The organism is Panacibacter ginsenosidivorans, assembly GCF_007971225.1.
Taxonomy (GTDB): Bacteria; Bacteroidota; Bacteroidia; order Chitinophagales; family Chitinophagaceae; genus Panacibacter; species Panacibacter ginsenosidivorans.
In genome coordinates, this window is the sequence record NZ_CP042435.1 from 2,885,424 (window position 1) to 2,905,166 (window position 19,743).

Sequence of the window (19,743 nt, forward strand, 5' to 3'; positions counted from 1 at the left end):
GTTAGTCAAATTTTATGGCTTCATATATTTCACAAATGCTATCCGTATATTGTTCAATCGTAAACTTTTCTTTCACTGTATTTAAAGCATTTTTCTTTATCTCGGCAAGGTATTTATTATTGTATGAAGACTCCATTTTTTCGTAAAGATCATTTACTGTTCCATTATATAGTAATCCGTTATAATTGTGCTCAATTATTTCTGCTGTACCAGCATTATTATACCCGATCACCGGTACATTATAACTCATCGCTTCAATTGTAACCCTGCCTAATCCTTCATTCTTTGAACACATCAATAGTATATCTATGTTGTTATAGAATTTTTCTGTGTCAGTAACATATCCATAGAAGATCACTTTTTTTTCTAGGTTATAGGCTGCAATTCTTTCTTGTAAAAGATCAATAAATTTCTCATTGCCTGCTCCTGCAATTGCCAGTGTTGAATTTTTATTTTTTCTATTAAAGAGATAAAATGCTTCTATTACATCAAGGTGTCCTTTTTCTTTACTTATTAATCCTATAATTCCAAAGACAAAATCAGTATCTTTTTTAGATCGTGCATGTGACCTTTCAGTACTTAGTTCAGATTGAAAAATAACACCATTATAGATAACTTTCTTTAAAGAGACTTTGCATTCTGAAAGCCTTTCGTTATAAACTGATCTGCTTATAGCAATAACAGCTTTAGATTTATTAAGCCAGTATTTAAAATAGCTCTCACCAAAATTGTATTGAAAATTATAATCTGCCAAGCCGAATTCACGAATATGCCATACATGCGGCACTTTTAACCAATAAGAAAAATACGCCCCAATTAAAGCAGGAGAAGCATTCGTATGAATAAGAGATCTTTTATTTCCTTTTATTTTATTTCCAAATTTTAAAACGAGATACCAATTGTAGAGTAGTTTTGCCATCATCTTAAAAAAAGGTGGCCTACTGTCAGCTTCATGTATTTCGTTTACAAAAGGAATTATTTTATATGGAACATTTCTATCGGCTAAAGCTTCTGTTATTTTTCCTTTAGCAGGTGATATTACCAAAAGATCCGTTATTCGTTTTTTTGTAAGCCCATCAATAAGGTTAAGCAATGATTTGTTTGCTCCATATAATTCAGTGTAATGTGTAATATAAATAATCCTGAATTTTTGCAAGTCGTTCATGAATATATTTTAGTTACCTGCAGCTTTGTTTAAAGGAGGATAACAGATAACATCAAGCTGACTATTTTTATAGTTTTTCGTTATATCAACAGGTTGTTTATTCGCAGCATTTACAAAACTGTACTGATAATTATTTTTTAAAAAACTCAAAACCTCATACGGCGAAGTATTGTTTTCCCGCAATAACGGTTCATTGATTTCAATAAATATTACAGGTCTGTGTTTTTTTAAAAGATTTCCTGCTCCTTTTAAAACATGCAGCTCAAAACCTTCTACATCAATTTTGATAAGGTCAATGCTTTCCAAACTTTCTAATTTTTTGTCAAGCGTAGTTACATTAACCTGTACTAATTTTTCATTGCTTTCTTTTCCATCAACGATCCTGTTTTGGCCACTATTGCTGTCGAGGACTACAGACATATAAAAAGAACTTTCTGATTCACCACAACCAAAATTAAATACCTGCGTGTTTTCAAGTTTACTTCTTTTAATATTGTCAATACAGCGCTTATAGGTATCCGGAAATGGTTCAAAGCCGTAAATAAAGCCATCATTTTTCTTAATAATGCTGGCAATGTTCATCAGGACCCAACCATTGTTTGTGCCGATATCAATTACTGTTTTTGCATTTTCCGCTAATTTATAAAGTGCATCTCTTTCTATCTCTTTAATTCCCCAATATGCTTTCCAATCATTATAATCATACAGGTTGGCATATAATCTTAATGATCCTTTTTTTGCTATCCTGTATGTGGGATTGGTGTATGCGTTTGGTGGTGGTATAAAAGACACCAACAGGCTGTTTGAATACCTGCCCCTCATAATAATCTGCAGTATCTTTTCCAGGATACTAATCTTAAATAGCGGATAAATAATTTTCCTGATGTTTAACTTCATGAAATTTGTTTACAGTTTATTTTGCTGCTATAAAATATGCAGCACAAGTGAGTGACACAACAAACGATGCCATAATATTACAAAGCAGGTATCAAAAAAAATATCCACCTGATAAAATCGAAAGAATGTTCTGTGAAAATTAAGTTTTTGAAAGGCCTGGTAAAAATCTTTTTGAAACTATTGCCAGTCCACTTCTCGCATCCCAGAGTATTATTATTGTCCACAAAATAAGACCGCACAAAACAATTGGAAAAACGGAATAATAAATACCTGACCAGATAAATGCCGACAGAAATAATTTTGGCAGCCAAAAACGGAGCGCATTTCTACCGCTGCGTAATTTATAATTAAACAAATAAAAAATGTAAAGCGGCAGCACCAGCAATATATATGATAAAGAATAAAAAGCTGCTATCGATGTTAGAGAAATAGTTGCACCAATAATAATTCCTGTAACCATAAAAGCAGAATTGATCCATCCTAAAAACATCAGATCTTTTTCAAATTTTAAAATAACAAGGATACTGGCTTGTGTAGAAGTCAGGGTTTGTGTAAGTACCAGTAATCCAAAATAAGGTAACAGTTTTGCTACTGCAATCCAGTTTGGCCCCCATAAAATCATAACGAGCTTGTCAGGAAAAAGTAATAAAATAATTGCGACAGGCAAGTTTAATATGGATATTATTTTTAAAATAAAATAGTATTCCTGCTCCATATCGCCACCCGCCTCTTTATGCTTTATAAAACTTGGCAAAAGAACAGTAGAAAATATACCGGTGATAAGATTTAGTGGTATCTGCAGCATCATATACGCCCTGTTATAAATGCCCAGCTCTGCAGTGCCATAATATTTTCCTACGATAAGGTTATCAGCATTGCGTGCCCAATAATTAATCATATTAAAACCAATAAGACTCCCAATAAGTCTTTTAGCCAGTAGGAATGATTTCTTTACTACGCTCAATTTTGTCTTCTTAAAAATTGCAGAAGAGTTGCTGTACAAAAGAATTCCAGATATTACAGCAGTTACATATTGTGACCAGATAAGTGACCAAAATTTAAACCCTGTAAATGCCATAACTATGGTACTGATCGTACCAATTAATGTGCTGATAAATACAGCACGCCCTGCAGCTCCAAAGCGCAGTTCCTTTTGTAACACTGCAATAGGAACAATGGAAAAGGATTTTATAATAAAAAGAAAGGCAATGGCAATACCAGGTAAAATAATGTCTCTGTTATCATAAAATAAAGCAATGGGATAAATAAGTAATATAGAAATTACGGTTAAACATGCCCCGATAATTATTGAAAGATAATGCAGCCCCCTGTAATAAGTTTCTTTAAACGGAGATCGGATTACAGCCATTGAAATACCACTATCTGAAAAAATTGTAATAAACCCTGAGAACACAGCAATAAGACCCACTAACCCAAAATCTTTCGGACTTAATAATCTCGAAGTAATAAAACTGGCCAGGAAAGTTACCAGTTGTGCCAGGTAAGTAAATCCGCCTGAAACAAACAGATTCCTGAGAAATGTTTTTTTAAAAGACATGATGGGTTTTAATATAGTAAGCAGTACTATTCTAAACTGAAGTAAGTGCTTTCCTGAGAATAAGATAAATCATCATTAAGAAAGCTCCGATAAAACCACCAATAATTAGGTATAATAACTTGCTTGGCTTTTCTATTAATAATGGCAGCGAAGGTTGATCTATAATCTGATACAGAGGTGTTTCTTTTAATAATGTTATTTTGGCGATTTCCAGATTTTTTAAAACCTCACCATAAGCTTCTCCAAGTGCTGCAGCTCTTACTTGGCTTTGCTGTGCACCTGAACGCTGTACCTGGTAAGCAGGGTTTAAGTTAAATGTCTGATCAGTTTGTGCACCCGTTGTAACAATAACGTCACCCAATAAATGTCTTAGGCTGTCTGCTTCGTTTTGAAGCATATCAAGGTTGCGTTTTGCTGTACTTGTTTTTGTATCTATATAAAAAGAAGAAGTAGCATCAACAAGATAATTAGTAAAATAGAACGCGAACAACTCATTTTTAGATGTTGTTTTTACTTCATAAATATTTTTGTCCTTGTCTGGTTTCGAAACATCCAGCATTTTATCCTGTATTACTTTACATACTTCTCTAAAAAGACTATCCTGTATGGGAGTCATTTTTGATGCAGCATCAGGAAAAGGATACATATTTTTTGTACGGTCAGTCTCATCCCATTTCTTATCCAGCTTAAGATTCTGTGTTATGGTATTTAATAAAGTAGTTTTATTGTCGGGCTTTTTTAACAACACTTCCTGAACCATTTTTTTTGACCCCATCAGTGTAATAATATTATCGCCGGAAAATGCATCGGAACCATTACTGCCAAGATCTAAACCAAACTGAGTAGCAAAACCCATAAGCCCACCAGCAGGAGATGAATTATTAGACAAAACAAAACTCACTGTTGCGCTGTAAACAGGCGATATAACATAAGCTGTAATAACACCAATGCCGGCTGCAACTGCTGCTACAATACTTATTATAAGCCATTTTGAAAAAAGGAACTTAAAAGATTCTTTTATCTTATGAACAAATTCTTTAAGGGTTATTTCTTTTTCCGAAGCCTCCATGGCGTTATAATTTATATTGATAACAATTAGAAGTTAGTAAAGAATTTTTATGAGTCCTGCTAAAGATATTTCATGGCATCGTCCCTTGCGTCGCACACTTGTACTGAGGATACTTAGTTCATCAGCCTGTATTTTCGCTGCTCAATAAGGTACCGGACGATGAAGTGCTTGCGACGCAACAGGCGATGCCATCAGCAATTTTGCCTGTATCATAAAATTGCAACCATTTCTCAGGATGCCGTTACAACCGCAATATCGCAATTACAACACCGGCCAAAGAAGCAAGTGCACTTGAAATACCTATTACTTCACCGGTTGTGAGCCTGTTTGTTCTTTCTTCCTTTGCGGGAACAATAATCTCTGAACCCGGTTCTACATCGGGATACTTTTTAAAGAAAAGAAATGATCTTGTTGATTGCGCTTTACCGTTTGCTGCTATTACATATATCTTGCTTCTTCTGCCCGCGTCTGAAACACCACCTGCAGATGAGAGATAGTCTTTAAAATTATACGATTTGTTATATGCTATTTGTGTGGGAAATAAAACACTGCCGCTTATTTTAACCTGGGCACTATACTTTGGCACAATTAATTCATCTCTTGATTTTAAAACTACATCGTCCGGTGAGCCTGGGTTTGATAGTATCTTTCTGAAATCAAGTGGAATCTGGTCGTACTCTCTTTCTATGTTTTGCGTAAGCTGTGTAGTAGAGTCGTTTAATTGCTGTTGTATATTGGCAATAGTCTGCTTCTTGAAAAGCCTGATGGTATCATCAAGATTATATCTTTTAATGAAAGCTCCTGCAGGATATGCTTCCGGTGTAAAACCACCAGCTCTTTTTAAAAGATCGCTTACGCGTTCTTCTCTTTTCTGTAAGACGTAAGGGCCGGGATATTGCAATTCTCCTGAAACAGTTACTGATTCAAGTTTAAGAAAGCCGGGTTTTCTTCTAATAGTTACCACATCATTGGGTTTTAATAGAACATTTTTATTAGGGTCGGCAAAATCTTCCATGCCGTTGATCTCAATAATATCACTTGCCCTTACATCAGCAAAAGTGAGCGTATCTCTTTGAATCAACCTTGCTATTTCAATTTTTTGTGGATATGCTGCATCGGTTAAACCGCCTGATTGCAACACAAGATCTTTGAGTGTAAGGCTGTCATTGTATTCGTAAAAACCCGGAACCCGTACTTCGCCCTGTACAGATATATAATAATCATCGCGCAATTCAAGAATAGATTTAATTACAATAGAATCTTCTCTTTTTAAAAGAATGTTTGTATTGCTTTCAGGATTAAAAGAAACAAGCTCTTTTGAAAGATCATCTTTCAGCCTGAATATCTGGCCCCTGCTCATGTAAGCATCTTCTCTTAATCCATCAGCTTTATTTATAAGGTCACCGACAGTCATACCAGGAGTTAATTCATAATTTCCTTCACGAAAAACTGCGCCTGAAATTTTTATCCTGTTGGTATACCGGTCAAGAATTTTTGCTATTTCAATTTTATCCCCTGCCTGCGGTATATATGTTGAATACGCAGTATTACTTACATCTTTTACAGTTAGTTCTTTCTCGGTAAACTGTGTTACTTTAATAGATGATCTGTATGCACTGTCTGCAAAGCCGGATGCAAATTCGAGAAGATTGGCAAATGTCTCACCCGGAAGCATTTCGAAAATACCGGGGCGTTTTACGTATCCCTGCAATTCAACCCTCGTTTTGTAAGAAGGTATTCTAATTACATCATTATCTTTTAGCGTTACATTGTCTGACTGATCTCCGTTTACAAGAAACCTGTATAAGTCTATTTTTTTATACAGCTTGTTATTTCTTATTAATTCTATTTCTCTGAAGCTGCCGGTTTGCAACGGCCCCCCACACACAAACAAGGCATTGAATACTGTTGTTAGTGATGACAATGTATAATTACCAGGCTTGTTGCTCCCTATTATTGTAACTCGTATACTTCTGATATTACCAAGTGTTACAGAAAGTTTTGAGCGTCCATTTTGTAATGAGCTGTAAGCTGTTTTTTGCATGGCAATTTTCATGCGTTGTGTCGCTTCATCCAATGATAATCCTGCAACCTTTACCTGCCCAACATTAGGAATAGTAACCGCGCCTTCTGCACTTACCGATAAAGAAAAATTTGTTTCCTGCAAGCCATAAACAGAAAGCTCCAAATCATCATCCGGGCCAACTGTATAATTTAACGGTGATGCTAACCTTATATTCGGTTCGAAGTTCAGGGTTGCATTATTGAAAAGTTCTGAGCCGAATATTTTAGGATCTATTAATGGTTTCTGAGCTCTTAACGAATCATAATAATAAAGACTGCTATCTCTACCCGGAAGAGTATCGTTAGATCTCATGCGGTTTGTAGAATAACCGGTTCTTGAATTAATAAGCTGTAGTCTTTGTTTAAGCTTTTGTATTTCCGTAGCAGGCATTCCTTTTGCTGCAGCCATTTGCAGAGCTTGTTCTATCGATATGCCTGCCTGTTGAATTTTATTAGAATAAAGAAGAATTTCAGCATCGCTTAACTGATCAACATGTATTTGCCTCAAATCCTGATTAAGTAACCCTTGTGCCTGAAGCATTGTTATACTTGAAAACAGTAAGCAAAAAAATACGATAAGTTTTTTCATACTATTTGTAATAAAGAAATTATTTACGGGTCGAAGCAGGTCGGTATCTAAAACTAAAAGCAGCGCAATATAAAAAATTTGAAACTATCAATGCAAAGCTTCGCCATGTGAGTCCCATATATAAAAAAGTATCAGTCACTTTACATCCCCGACCGATACTTAGCTGTTAGCAATATAGATACTCATTTTTTTAAACGACGGTGGCAAAGATAGTAATTTTAGTATGTGGACGACAGCTTTAACAAATGACTAAACAGCATGCTGAACCAATTCATTTCAAATAAAAAGACATAAGCTTCGTTACTTGTTTAACTTCATTAAAATGAATCAGCGATATTATTCTTTAGATGTATTTCGTGGTGCTACAGTAGCATTAATGATCATGGTAAATAACCCGGGATCGTGGGAGCACATTTACGCTCCATTAGATCATGCGCCATGGCATGGCTGTACGCCTACGGATCTTGTATTCCCATTCTTTCTTTTTGCGGTTGGTAATGCAATGGCCTTTGTAATGCCGAGAATGGAGCAGGCAGGAACTGCCTATTTTTTGAAAAAAGTTTTTAAGAGAACACTGCTTATTTTTCTAATCGGCTTGTTCTTAAACTGGAGCCCCTTTTTAATGTGGCAAAACGATACAATTGTTTTTAAATCATGGGAGTGGACAGACGCGGAAGGCATACAACATGGTATAAGAATCTTAGGAGTGCTGCAACGTATTGCATTGGCCTATTGTTTTGCATCACTGATCGTTTACTTTTTTAAAACAAAAGGTGCTTATGTTTTTGCAGCTGCATTACTACTATTTTATTGGGGCTTATGTTTTGCATTTGGTGATAAAACTGATCCTTATAGTTTGCAGGGATATTTTGGTACACATGTGGACAAAACTGTTTTGGGTGAGCCTCACATGTATCAAGGAGAAGGCGTCGCATTTGATCCGGAAGGTCTCGCAAGCATTTTTGCGCCAATTGTTCAGGTGATTTTTGGTTATTTAGTCGGGCAATACATTCAACAAAAAGGTAAGACTTACGAAATGCTTTCCAATCTTTTTGTGGCCGGGGCAGTGCTTGCCTTCACCGGTTTGTTTTGGGGGCTTGCATTTCCCATCAATAAAAAAATATGGACAAGCAGTTATACCATTTATACTACGGGGCTGGCCATATTTACACTCTCTACTTTCATCTTTCTTATTGAATTCAAAAATATAAAAGGCGTGTGGAGCCGCTTCTTTGATGTGTTTGGAAAGAACCCTTTATTCATTTTTGTATTGAGTGGTTTTCTTCCAAGGTTGCTTGCTTTAATCCGTATTCCCACAGAAGTTTCTGCAGAGGGAAAGCAACTTTACACGACACCATTTGGATGGTTTTACGAACATATTTGTAAAAACATTGCTCCTGATCTTAGAATCGGTTCTTTATTTTATGCGTTTTGCATGATAGCCTTTTACTGGCTTATTGTTTATATGCTCGATAAAAAGAAAATCTATATAAGAGTTTAATTTAATGGGCCCAACTTTTACTTAGGCATCGAGCTTTGCTTGCGTCGCACTCTTGTACTGATGAATAGGTCTCAGCATTCAGTAATCAGCTGTCAGCTAAATACAATTTGCTTTACCTGAAAGCTCCTGCCTGATCTGAACGTACAAGTGAGTGACACAACGAGGATGATAGCAGCACTCTTGCTAAGTTCAAAAAACTTTCTAATCACAATAAAAATAAAAGACCCCACATTACTGCGGGGCCTTTGTTATAATTCATCCACTCTTATTCTTTATTGCCTTCTTCTTCTTTCAATTTTGCTTTGATCTCAGCTAAAGCACCCAGATCTCCCAATGTTGCTTTTTCAACTTTTCCCTGAATATTCTTCACGGCTTTCTTGGTTTTATCTGCTTCTACTTTTGCTTCCTTCTTAGCAGCTTCTGCTTCCTCAGCTTTTGCCTGTTCCCATATGCGGCTATGGCTTAGAAGAATGCGTTTTTCGTTACGGTCGAATTCAATTACCTGGAATGGTAAAGTTTCTTCAGCCGTTACAGTTTTGCCATCTTCTTTTGTAAGATGACGTGCCGGTGCAAAACCTTCAAGCCCGTAAGGTAACTGAACGATTGCGCCTTTATCATCTTTGCGGATAACAGTTGCTTCCAATACAGTTCCAACTGCGAAAGTATCCTGCAATGCATTCCATGGATCTTCTTCAAGTTGTTTATGCCCAAGTTGCAGTTTCCTGTTTTCTTTATCCACACCAAGAATAACCACATCAATATGTTCACCAACTTTAGTGTATTCAGAAGGATGGTTGAAACGTTTTAACCAGCTAAGATCGCTGATGTGGATCATACCGCCGATACCTGGTTCAAGCTCCACAAACACGCCATAATTGGTAATGTTCTTCACCAAACCTTTGTGCTTGCTGCCTTCTGGATATTTGGTTTCAATGCTGCTCCATGGGTCTTCAGTAAGCTGTTTGATAGAAAGGCTCATTTTACGTGAGTCTTTATCAAGTGTTACTACTTTAGCTTCATGCTCATCATTGAGTTTGAAGTATTCTTTAGCGTTGATCGGTGTATTTGCCCATGTAATTTCACTTACGTGTACAAGACCTTCAACACCTGGTTGAATTTCGAGAAATGCACCGTAATCTTCAATATTAACCACCTTACCTTTTACAACAGCGCCTTCGTGGATCCACTCAGGCAGCACATCCCAGGGATGAGGAGTTAATTGTTTCAAACCAAGGCTGATACGTTTTTTGTCGTCGTCGAAATCGAGTACCACCACATTCAGTTTCTGGTCCATCTTCAGCACCTCGCTTGGATGAGAGATACGGCCCCATGAAATATCGGTGATATACAACAGACCATCCAAACCACCAAGGTCCATAAATGCACCGAAGTCTGTAATATTCTTAACAGTACCTTCAAGCACCTGGCCTTTTTCAAGTTTGCTCATGATCTCTGCACGTTGTGCTTCGATATCGCTTTCGATAAGCGCTTTATGAGAAACAACAGCATTCTTAATGGCTTCATTGATCTTAACCACTTTGAATTCCATTGTTTTACCTACAAACTGATCGTAATCAGTAACGGGCTTAACATCGATCTGGCTGCCTGGCAAGAATGTTTCCATACCAAATACATCCACAATAAGACCGCCTTTGGTTTTGCTTGTAACCAGGCCGGTAACCACCTCGCCAGTTTTGTGCACTTCCACAATTCTTTCCCATGCACGGAAAATGCGGGCAGATTTGCGGCTAAGAAAAAGGTGACCATTTCTGTCTTCTTTTTCAACTACCATCACTTCCACGTCATCACCTATTTTAATATTAGGCGTATCGCGGAATTCATTCAGGGAAACCAGACCATCGCTTTTAAAACCGATGTTAATAACAACATCTGTCTTGGTCAAAGCAACAATATTACCATTTACAATTTCACCATCTTCAATGGCTACGAAAGTGCTGTCATACACTTTGTCGTATTTTTCTTTTTCTTCCTGAGAATAATGAGAAACATTGCGTTTATCAATACTCCAGTCAAAATCATCATGTGCAGCTACGGTTTCTTCAACGGGTTGAGGTATAGATTCTGCTACAGCAGCTTCCACTACAGGTGCATTTGTTGTCGCTGCAGAAGCTTCGGTGGTTACATTTTCAGCCACTGGAGCATTCTCCTGTACATCAGCGTTTTCGTTAACAATATTGTTTTCACTCATGATATAAAATCCCGATGTTTTTGTTCGGGGCGGCAAAAGTAAGTAAAATCAGGGAAATTGTGGATATCAGGTGGATTTTTTTGGTTTACAGGCGGTAGCATTTTATGGCGTCGGCTCTTGTGTCACTCACTTCATGGTTCAGGGCAATGATTAGCTGGATAACAGTCTGAGCCGGGCATAAAAATGAAAATGTTCCGGTAATAGCCCGCCGGAACACTTTCTATAAAAAATTCAAACTTTTTTTAGGAATGAATATAATCCTGTAGGTGAGAAATGGTTTCCTGCTGGGTTAGTATGGTTTCTTTTACAACATCATTAATAGAAATAATGCCAGCCAAAACATCTCCATTCATAACGGGTAAGTAACGAAGATTTTGGTTTGACATAAGTTCCATACAATGTTCAACAGTATCAGATGCAGCAACTGGTGGAAAATCTTTGGTCATGATCTCACCAACCGTTGTATCGGTTGATGACCTGCCGTTTAATATCACTTTACGGGAATAATCGCGTTCTGTCATGATTCCAAGAAATCTATTATTTTCAGCAACTACCACGGAACCAATATTCTGCTCTGCCATAATATGCAGGGCATCTATAACTGTTATACCAGGTTCAACAGTAGTTACGTGATTTCCTTTACGACGGAGTATATCTGCAACTTTTCTCATTTGGAAGCGAATTTTAGGAAAAGTTAAGATACGAAGATTTAGCGTAATGACAAAGTGTTGAGGCTGTGATTTAAAATAAAACTCTTTAATGTCACTCACTTTTAATACTCTGAAATGGAATAGCAAACCAAACTTACTTTCCAAAAATTAATTTTACAATATTTATTTTTTTTATTTTGATTTTGTATAAAAATTCAGAAACGGAATATCTACGCAAAGTGAAATGCTAAAACGAGAATAATTTTTTTCATATAAATTCTCATCCAGGTTTACCTTCCTCAACAATGGCCCGTATTGATAGCCTACGTTAAAAGACATTGGTACTTTACCAAGGCCGTAGGATAAAAATATACCCGGGGAAACAATATCTTCTAATTCAATTGTTGGAACTTTTTCTGCACTATCATTAGTGAACCTGAACGCTGTAACAGCCCCAAGATCTATAAGCGAAATAAATGCAGTAATTGATTTGCCGCCCCCCGATCCGTCTTTTCCTTTTAATATGCTCCCTTTACTTAATGAAATGCCTATGGGTGCGGTAACTCCATAACTGTTCCATTTTCCGCCTGAATCAACACCTTTTATTTTTTCGTAACCATAGTAAATACCTACATACCCGTTTAATGCTATATTCCAGTCAGTCTCGCGTTTAACACGTGAACTTCCCGATGGCAAAGCGGCAGCTTCTATTGCTTTTTCAACGTCATCACTATTTTCTGCTTGGGCTACAGAAGAAATAAATGAACCGTATTGTAAAAGAAATTTTTTGAATAAGCTATTAGTTTCATCTCCCGGAAACGCAAAAGAATATAACTGATAAGAGTTTATGATTGCTGCTCCATAATTTTTGCGGCTTATATCAAGTGCAATATTACCAGCAGCTTTTGCTGCCAAAAGATAATCATTAAACTTAGGCCCAAGTGTTAGAGATGATAATTCAGGTATCTGAGTTACTTGAGTTGCGTATTGAAACAGATCAATTGTGGAAGCGTAAAAACTATAGTAATCCGTGAAAGTTAATTTATCTGCTTCTTTACCGCTTAGGTTTTGAATACTTTTTGTGAGTATTGTTGCCTGGCTTATAAAGCCACGAATGAAATTGTTTAGTGTGACAATTTTGCTCTGTGCCGGAAGTAAAGTATTTTTCAAAAGGGTCTGCAGATCTTTATTTCCTGCAAAAGTTATTTTATTACTGCCCGCTTGCTGATAGATCAAACCGAAATATATCTGTAATGCAATTGGATCATTGAGAAGTAACTTTAAAGAATCTGCACTTAACCAATAATGATCTTTTGAAGTAGATCTTAATGAGTTGGAAAATAACTGTAATGTTTGTACTGCTGCTTTTATATTGTTGCCATCTGATGCGGCAAAGCCATCAAGAAAATCTGCATCAAAATCTGCAAGAATATTTCCGGGATGGACTTTATTAAGGAGTTCGTTTGCAACAAACAACACACTTTGGCAAGTTGACTTTATTTCTCTGTGTTGATTGAAAAAATCAGCATGCCTTGGGTTGTCAATTATTTTTGGCAGATTGCTTACAAGTGCATTTATATCTGATTCAAACGATTCTCTTAGAACATTCATGTAGGATTCATAATTGTAGATCTGGTCGCCAATGGCGTCTAATGTTGCGCAGGTTTGCGGAAATAAAATAAACGCATCTTCATAACCAGGTTTATGAATTATGTCTTTAAACTTTTCAAAGAATGTCACATTCAGTTCTTCTTTGGTGCGCTTTACAAGAAATTTTGCAAAACCATCTGCAATGTTGGTAACATCAAGGTTTCCAAGAGGAGAGAGAATATTGCTATTTAAAAAATTACCAAGACTGGCTTCACTTGAAGCATCAAATAAAGAATCTAAAAAAGGATTTTTAAGAAGTAGTTCAGCGATTTCATTATCATCTTTCCCAGGAAAATATTTATAAAATACCGGTAACGTAAGTGGCCCAAAATGTTTTTTTGAATCTAAGCGTTGAGAAATGGTTATAGCATCATAATAAGGATTCTGAGATCGTATTGAAGATGTGATAAAAGTCAAAATAAAAACTAATAGCACACAAAATTTTCGTTGCATAAAAAATATTTTTAAATGGAATTACACAATACAAGAGGTTCAAGAAAATGATAATTAAAGCCGTTTGTAGTTTTAGTATTTGAACTAGCTAAGAGATTTAAAATTTTAGATTGAATATTTTGCTCACCTTTCTTTTTCAATTTTGAAACAAGCAAAGCAATTATACCAGCACATGCAGCAGTAGATTGACTTGTGCCCGTTTCTAAATGTGTTTCTCCATTGATCCAGTACGATGCTATATTTGTTCCTGCACAGGCTATCGTCAGATCCTGGAATTCATAAGAAAAGCTTTGAAAATCATTATTAAAATCTGTTGAACCGACAGATATCACTCCCTTGAATTTTGCAGGGAATGTTCCTCCATAAGGTAAACTCTGAGGACTGCGATTACCAATTGAACAAACAATTATTTTTCCTTTATTTAAAATTTCACTGATTGTTGGTTGCATGTCTGGCATATTCAATAAACTGCCTGCACTCATAGAGATAATATCAACATCCTGTGGGCTATCAGCATCTAAACCTCCTGCCCATCTTAATCCTTTAAGCATGTTAGCAACCGAAGGACTATTATTTGCATCGGAAATCTTGCCAATATAAAGCTTACATCGTTTCGCAATTCCAACAGCATGATCATTATTCCTGGAAGCGACAATACCAGCGCAATGAGACCCATGTCCTTTATCATCATTTAACGAAGTGCTACCGTTGACAAAATTTCTTACTCGGGGTGAATTATTGATATCATCTCCAATTTTTAACCCAATAGCATTTACAAGATCGGGACAATTAAAAGCAATACCACTGTCCAATACTGCAACTACAGCTCTGTCACCCATTTCACCATCCTGCCATATTTGATCAATTTTTAAATTGCCTAATAAAGGATTGTCAATTCTTACAGCAACTTCCGTATCTCTTTTTACCGATGTCTGCGGAATAAAGTTTTCAGCAGAACCGGGCAATTTCAACCCACCACCCCAATAAAAATGTCCGTCTCTATCTACATACCATTTGCCTAAATCAGGATTAGGGACAGTTGTTACTTCCTCTCCCTCAAAAGTGAAATTCTCATTTACAACACCAATTATATTTTTTGGATCTGGAAGAAACGATGGAATAACTTTTCGCTTAAATAGCTTCTTTGCTTTAACTGTTAGCTGCATATGTTAGTTCATAGTTTGGTTTATAAAACCTGTTGATAAAAGAATAAGGCGTACAAGAGTGCGACGCAACAAAGCTTTATAGCATTGGAAATGCCGGGTTCATTTTTTATACCAGCTATATGTTTTCGTGGCATCTTCGTTGCGTCGCAATCACTTCATCTTTTATATATAATGGCATCAAAAGAAGTTTATGAAACTGCCTTGATCCATGTATAAAACTGCGATACATTTTCTGCATAATGTTCAGCTCTTTCACCACTGCCATTGTAGGCTTTTACAGTTTCAAACATGTTTCCGTGTTTAGCTGCAAACTTGGTTTTTAATTCTTTCAATGCTTTTGCAATACACTCATCAATAGAAGCCCAACCTTTATCTGTAAAGAATTTTTTATCTTCTTTTATAAACTGCAGGTCGTATTGAAATATGCCATAACCTTTATATAAAAAATCTGCTTTACCCCAACCATTTGGTGAACCGGGTTGTGGCATGGCACGCATTTTATTTCCTTCATCTACTAACATTTGGGTAATCTCCTGACCAAATTCATCAAGGAGTGCTTTTTTATTTCTTGGAAATGCAGAGCGGTGTGTGTCAGGAAAATCACCACTTGCATCAAATACACATCTTTCTAAAATAGTAGTGGCAGAGAATTTTTCATTGTCTATCCACAACAACCATTTATAAGCAGTTTCCTGGCATGCAATCGCATAGATTAATTCTTTATCGAAAGGTGTATCTTTTACTGCATTTTTTATTCTTTCTTCAAAATTTTGCTTTAACCAGCCTGCGGCTTTTAAACATTGATTTCGGCTTAAAGGCAGGTCATGTGGAACATTCACAGGAGGCGCGAGTATAGATGAAGTACGGATTCCTGTAGCAGCAGGCAAGGAAGCAATAGAGAGACCCCCGGCCCAATAGAAAAATCCATCGGCATCTTTAAACCATGAACCAAGAGAAGGATTTGGCAGCAATCCGCTTGAAACTTCTTCACCGACAAAACTGAAATTTTTAAACACAACTCCTGCTACATTGCTAGCATCAGGCAAACTCGCAGGAATTACTTTTCTTTTGTTCAGCTTGGGAACAGTAACTATCAAATTTGTCATAACTAACCTACAGCCTCCTCACCTGGATTTGAGTTTACTGTTACAACTACCGGCTGTAGGGCAGCAGGTTTATTAATGTCGATTACTGTATCGTTCGAATCTATTTTTGTTCCTGAGCCTCTTAATTTCATAAGCTTATTTAGCATATCAAACCAGAATGGTGCACCAAGAGAAATGGCAAGCGCAGTAAGAAGCCATCCAATAAAATTCCTGAACGATGCATCAGGATATAAAAAGAATAAAATATGAGATAACGCATAATGATCGCAGTTGTAACCTAAACCTAAAAGTGTGTTTGTATTTTTTATGTCCCCATTTACAAGAGCATTGGCTGAGTCCATTAAATCTTTGCTTCTTTTAGCAAGACTATCATAATTCCGTTGTGTAGATTGAAATACAGGAGTAGAATCAAGTTTTTTATCATGCATTTGTTGAAGTTGTAAACCCAGCTGCTGATTTTCTTTTAAAAAATTACTGGCATTTTGCACCATCTGGTCTCTCAGTTTTGGGTCTCTGGAAAGTTTTTTTGCTATGTCAACACTGTCAACATTAAACGCAACTGCAACTAAAAAACCAATAATAAAAAGAATGTATTTAGTATAACGTTTATACCAACCTGTTGCCCGTTCCATAGTATCATCAAACCAGTTCTCAAGTTTTGCTCTGAATTTTTCAAGATCACCTTCAGCTTCCATCCAAAGAGATCTGAGGAATAATGCAGTGTCTTTATTAATAAATTCTATACCATCATGTTTTTCCAGTTTAGTAATTGCCTGAATGGCAGGATGGTTTTTATCCTTTTGGCTTACAGATAAAGTATTGATCGTTCCGCTTAGTATGGAATTTTTTATATTCAGCACATTCATCTGATCGTTTCCATCAATGCCATGCAAGAGATCAAGTATTACTTTAGAGAAATTAGAAGAAGATATATAAGCGGGCTTACTGAAGAAATTATCTTCCCCTAGATATTTTATAAGTGGATGCGCATAAAACCATGAAGCAATCTTTTTGGTTTTTAAACGATTGGGTTTGAACAATAAATGGTAAAAGCCATCAAGCCTGTCTCCCAAGGTAGTTTTATTGGTTGTGTTACCATCTTCAAGCATTCTTATAATTGCTTTCTCCAAAACTTTCGACCTGAATGCGAGCTTCGTTGCAATTAATTCCTGTAAAATAGTAGCAAGTAAGGAATATAAAAGATAAATGAACACCAATCCTATGATGACATCAAGTATTACTGAGCCGGTCATGATCTTTTATTTTTTTGCCTACTCTTAAATCCCCTTTTCGGCTTCCGGGTATATTTATTCATGTAAACAGTCAAGCACTAAACTACATGCATCAAATTCATGTGTCAATAGTTAAATCACTTATTCAATTACCGTCTTTTAACGGTATGAGATTACTTGCTCTAAAATTTGAAGAGTTAAGTGCTGATAAATAGAGAAGACATTTCATTACACGGTGCCGGTTGCTACAGAGAGTTAAATTAAACAGAGTTTTTCATAATTGCAAACTCTTTATACATAGTGCAGTGAATTAATATTTTTGAACCCATCTGCATTATTGCTATCATGCTTTTCTTGCGTCGCACTCTTGTACTGCGGAATGGATTTCTGCAGTCAGTTTTCAGTTTATATGTTTGACTTAATAAATACCGATAGCAGACACCCGTTCCAAACGCATAAGTGAGTGACACAACCGGCGATGCCATAAGTACAACAGTTCATTACCTACAAATAAAAACCCGTCATAACTGACGGGTCTTATAAAGATTTAAAATTTGAAATTATTTCTTTCCCTGGTTTTTATTTTTCATATCCTGCAGTTTCTTTTGGCTTTCCTGCATTTGCTCAAAACGTTCCTGGAACTTGCTTTTTGTTTTAGGTGTTTTGCGTTTTTCCTGCATTTGTGTAAGTATTTTATCGTGGTCTATAATGTAGTTCTGTATCACGAATTGTATACCTAATGTGATAAGATTTGAAACGGTATAATACCATGTCAGCGCGGATGGCAGTCTGTTAAACACAAACAACAAAATGAAAGGGAATATATATGGCATGTACTTCATAGCAGGATTGTCCTGTTGTGGAGTCATGGCCATATTATATATAGAAATAAGGAAACTGGTTGCAACAGCAGTAAGTGTAAAGAGGCTGATATGATTAAAGGTATCTCCTGAGAAAGGTAACTTAACCATTACATCATAAGCAGAAATATCTTTTATCCATAAAAATCCCTGGCCGCGCAGATCAATATTACTGCTGAAGAAACTATACAATGAAAAGAAAATAGGTATCTGCAGCAGTGCCGGCATACAACCGCCTAATGGGTTTACACCTGCTTCGCGAAACAGTTTCATCTGCTCCATACCAAAGGTCTGCTGATCGGGGAATTTCTTCTTTAATGCATCGATCTCCGGACGAAGTACCCTCATTTTTGCACCGCTTAAATAACTGCGGTAAGTTAATGGCGATGTAACCAACCTGATAAATAAAGTAAGCAACGCAATTACCCATCCATAGTGGCCAATAAGGTTGGCAAAGAAATTAAACACCGGCATAATGATCCACCTGTTAATATACTTAACAAAGGAGAAAATGCCACTGCCCAGGTTTACAATATTTTCCATGCCATTGCCATACTGCTGCAATGTTTTGTATTCATTGGGTCCATAATATAATTGCAGCGGAATTGTTGCTGTAGAAGCCGCAGGTACCTGAATCTTAACAGCTGCGGTGGAATTGTATAATTCTCTGAGCGTATCAGGTTGTATTACCATTTGTGCTGTACCTGAAGCAAATTTATTTTTTGAAACGATGGTAGTATTAAAGAATTGTTGCTTAAAGCCAAACCATTCAACAGGTTTATCGAATGTATTGTTTGCACCACTTGCTGCAGTGGTGTAATCATAGCCGTCTTCATCATAAAAACTAATGTTAGACTGCTGTACTTCATAAGCATGAGAAACCTGCTGTTGATGCACTTGTACGTTCCAGTGCAGGTTCAATGAATTTTGTGTAAGCAATTTATCGGCGCCATTCAGTATAATATTCCAGTCTATCATATAGTTATTGCGCTTAACTATATATTGATGCGTTATACTTTTTCCTGCAGAATCACCCAATGTATAAACAATGGTTTGAGAACCGTCTGCATTTTTAGTTACCTGTGCATTGGTAAAGAAAAGAGAAGATGTTTCTTCACTTTGGTTGCCAGCAGTATTAATACTGTAGCCCAGCTTATCATCCTTCCCGCCTGCCAGTATTACTTTATGTGTGCTATCCAGTGAATTATATTTCTTAAGCTCTACGCTTTTCAGGCTGCCTCCTTTGTTGGTAAAAACCACTTTCATCAATTCGTTTTCTACCGTGGTCAACTGCTCTGCGCCAATTGCCGCTCCCTGGAAATTACCTGCTGCACTTAATTTGGAAACAGAATCCCTGTTCAGTGAATCTTTATAGGCGGCTGCTTTTTGTTCGGGAGTTATTTTAGCAGCTTCAGCTTTGGCCGTACTATCTGCTATTCGCTGCTTGTCTGCAGAAAGCGCGGACTGCTGTTTGTTTGTGTACCAGAAAAACATAAAAAACAGTCCCGCCAGCAGTATCATACCGATAACGGTATTTCTATCCATATTCATATATCTCAAAAATTGAGCGGCAA

General features: G+C 36.6%; 13 protein-coding genes. 1 reads left to right on the top strand and 12 read right to left on the bottom strand.

Translation table 11 applies throughout. The annotated features are described in order from the left end of the window. Position 1: 1 nt before the first annotated feature. From FRZ67_RS12195 to FRZ67_RS12215, 5 genes are all read right to left on the bottom strand, one after another. The gene (locus FRZ67_RS12195; protein WP_147189833.1) at positions 2 to 1,165 is read right to left on the bottom strand and encodes a glycosyltransferase family 4 protein; all 1,164 of its coding nucleotides are present in this window, start codon (positions 1,163 to 1,165) and stop codon (positions 2 to 4) included. A gap of 9 nt (positions 1,166 to 1,174) precedes the next feature. Continuing rightward, positions 1,175 to 2,062, bottom strand: coding sequence for an FkbM family methyltransferase (locus FRZ67_RS12200; protein ID WP_147189834.1), 888 nt, complete (start codon positions 2,060 to 2,062; stop codon positions 1,175 to 1,177). Positions 2,063 to 2,201: 139 nt separating this feature from the next. Continuing rightward, positions 2,202 to 3,620 carry an oligosaccharide flippase family protein gene (locus FRZ67_RS12205; protein WP_147189835.1) on the bottom strand — a complete coding sequence of 473 codons (1,419 nt, stop codon included), beginning with the start codon at positions 3,618 to 3,620 and terminating at the stop codon, positions 2,202 to 2,204. Positions 3,621 to 3,651: 31 nt separating this feature from the next. After that, positions 3,652 to 4,689, bottom strand: coding sequence for a GumC domain-containing protein (locus tag FRZ67_RS12210; RefSeq protein WP_147189836.1), 1,038 nt, complete (start codon positions 4,687 to 4,689; stop codon positions 3,652 to 3,654). Between the two features lie 241 nt (positions 4,690 to 4,930). Further along, entirely contained in the window at positions 4,931 to 7,294 is a 2,364-nt protein-coding gene (locus FRZ67_RS12215) for an SLBB domain-containing protein (RefSeq protein ID WP_158638363.1), read from the bottom strand. A gap of 370 nt (positions 7,295 to 7,664) precedes the next feature. Between FRZ67_RS12215 and FRZ67_RS12220 the strand changes: the two genes are divergently transcribed. Then, positions 7,665 to 8,843 carry an acyltransferase family protein gene (locus FRZ67_RS12220; RefSeq protein ID WP_147189838.1) on the top strand — a complete coding sequence of 393 codons (1,179 nt, stop codon included), beginning with the start codon at positions 7,665 to 7,667 and terminating at the stop codon, positions 8,841 to 8,843. Between the two features lie 265 nt (positions 8,844 to 9,108). Here FRZ67_RS12220 and rpsA read toward each other — a convergent pair whose 3' ends face one another. The 7 genes from rpsA to yidC all read right to left on the bottom strand — a co-directional run bounded on the left by rpsA (position 9,109) and on the right by yidC (position 19,714). Continuing rightward, positions 9,109 to 11,052, bottom strand: a complete 1,944-nt coding sequence (gene rpsA, locus FRZ67_RS12225; protein ID WP_147189839.1) for a 30S ribosomal protein S1 — start codon at positions 11,050 to 11,052, stop codon at positions 9,109 to 9,111. A 242-nt stretch (positions 11,053 to 11,294) separates the two neighbouring features. Beyond that, a complete protein-coding gene (locus FRZ67_RS12230) occupies positions 11,295 to 11,723 on the bottom strand; it encodes a CBS domain-containing protein (RefSeq protein ID WP_147189840.1) in 429 nt (142 codons plus the stop codon). A gap of 171 nt (positions 11,724 to 11,894) precedes the next feature. Next, a complete protein-coding gene (locus FRZ67_RS12235) occupies positions 11,895 to 13,805 on the bottom strand; it encodes a hypothetical protein (protein WP_147189841.1) in 1,911 nt (636 codons plus the stop codon). An 11-nt stretch (positions 13,806 to 13,816) separates the two neighbouring features. Then, positions 13,817 to 14,971: a S8 family peptidase gene (locus FRZ67_RS12240; RefSeq protein WP_147189842.1), complete on the bottom strand. Its 1,155-nt coding sequence runs from the start codon at positions 14,969 to 14,971 to the stop codon at positions 13,817 to 13,819. Positions 14,972 to 15,159: 188 nt separating this feature from the next. Next, entirely contained in the window at positions 15,160 to 16,077 is a 918-nt protein-coding gene (locus FRZ67_RS12245; RefSeq protein ID WP_147189843.1) for a hypothetical protein, read from the bottom strand. A 2-nt stretch (positions 16,078 to 16,079) separates the two neighbouring features. Further along, entirely contained in the window at positions 16,080 to 17,330 is a 1,251-nt protein-coding gene (locus FRZ67_RS12250) for a hypothetical protein (protein WP_147189844.1), read from the bottom strand. A 539-nt stretch (positions 17,331 to 17,869) separates the two neighbouring features. Continuing rightward, the gene (gene yidC / locus FRZ67_RS12255) at positions 17,870 to 19,714 is read right to left on the bottom strand and encodes a membrane protein insertase YidC (protein ID WP_225975323.1); all 1,845 of its coding nucleotides are present in this window, start codon (positions 19,712 to 19,714) and stop codon (positions 17,870 to 17,872) included. Positions 19,715 to 19,743 lie beyond the last annotated feature (29 nt).

Bases quoted from the DNA above. Each gene is read 5' to 3' on its own strand.
- FRZ67_RS12195 (WP_147189833.1), bottom strand. From the start codon at position 1,165: ATGAACGACTTGCAAAAATTCAGGATTATTTATATTACACATTACACT.
- FRZ67_RS12200 (WP_147189834.1), bottom strand. From the start codon at position 2,062: ATGAAGTTAAACATCAGGAAAATTATTTATCCGCTATTTAAGATTAGT.
- FRZ67_RS12205 (WP_147189835.1), bottom strand. From the start codon at position 3,620: ATGTCTTTTAAAAAAACATTTCTCAGGAATCTGTTTGTTTCAGGCGGA.
- FRZ67_RS12210 (WP_147189836.1), bottom strand. From the start codon at position 4,689: ATGGAGGCTTCGGAAAAAGAAATAACCCTTAAAGAATTTGTTCATAAG.
- FRZ67_RS12215 (WP_158638363.1), bottom strand. From the start codon at position 7,294: ATGCTTCAGGCACAAGGGTTACTTAATCAGGATTTGAGGCAAATACAT.
- FRZ67_RS12220 (WP_147189838.1), top strand. From the start codon at position 7,665: ATGAATCAGCGATATTATTCTTTAGATGTATTTCGTGGTGCTACAGTA.
- rpsA (WP_147189839.1), bottom strand. From the start codon at position 11,052: ATGAGTGAAAACAATATTGTTAACGAAAACGCTGATGTACAGGAGAAT.
- FRZ67_RS12230 (WP_147189840.1), bottom strand. From the start codon at position 11,723: ATGAGAAAAGTTGCAGATATACTCCGTCGTAAAGGAAATCACGTAACT.
- FRZ67_RS12235 (WP_147189841.1), bottom strand. From the start codon at position 13,805: ATGCAACGAAAATTTTGTGTGCTATTAGTTTTTATTTTGACTTTTATC.
- FRZ67_RS12240 (WP_147189842.1), bottom strand. From the start codon at position 14,971: ATGCAGCTAACAGTTAAAGCAAAGAAGCTATTTAAGCGAAAAGTTATT.
- FRZ67_RS12245 (WP_147189843.1), bottom strand. From the start codon at position 16,077: ATGACAAATTTGATAGTTACTGTTCCCAAGCTGAACAAAAGAAAAGTA.
- FRZ67_RS12250 (WP_147189844.1), bottom strand. From the start codon at position 17,330: ATGACCGGCTCAGTAATACTTGATGTCATCATAGGATTGGTGTTCATT.
- yidC (WP_225975323.1), bottom strand. From the start codon at position 19,714: ATGGATAGAAATACCGTTATCGGTATGATACTGCTGGCGGGACTGTTT.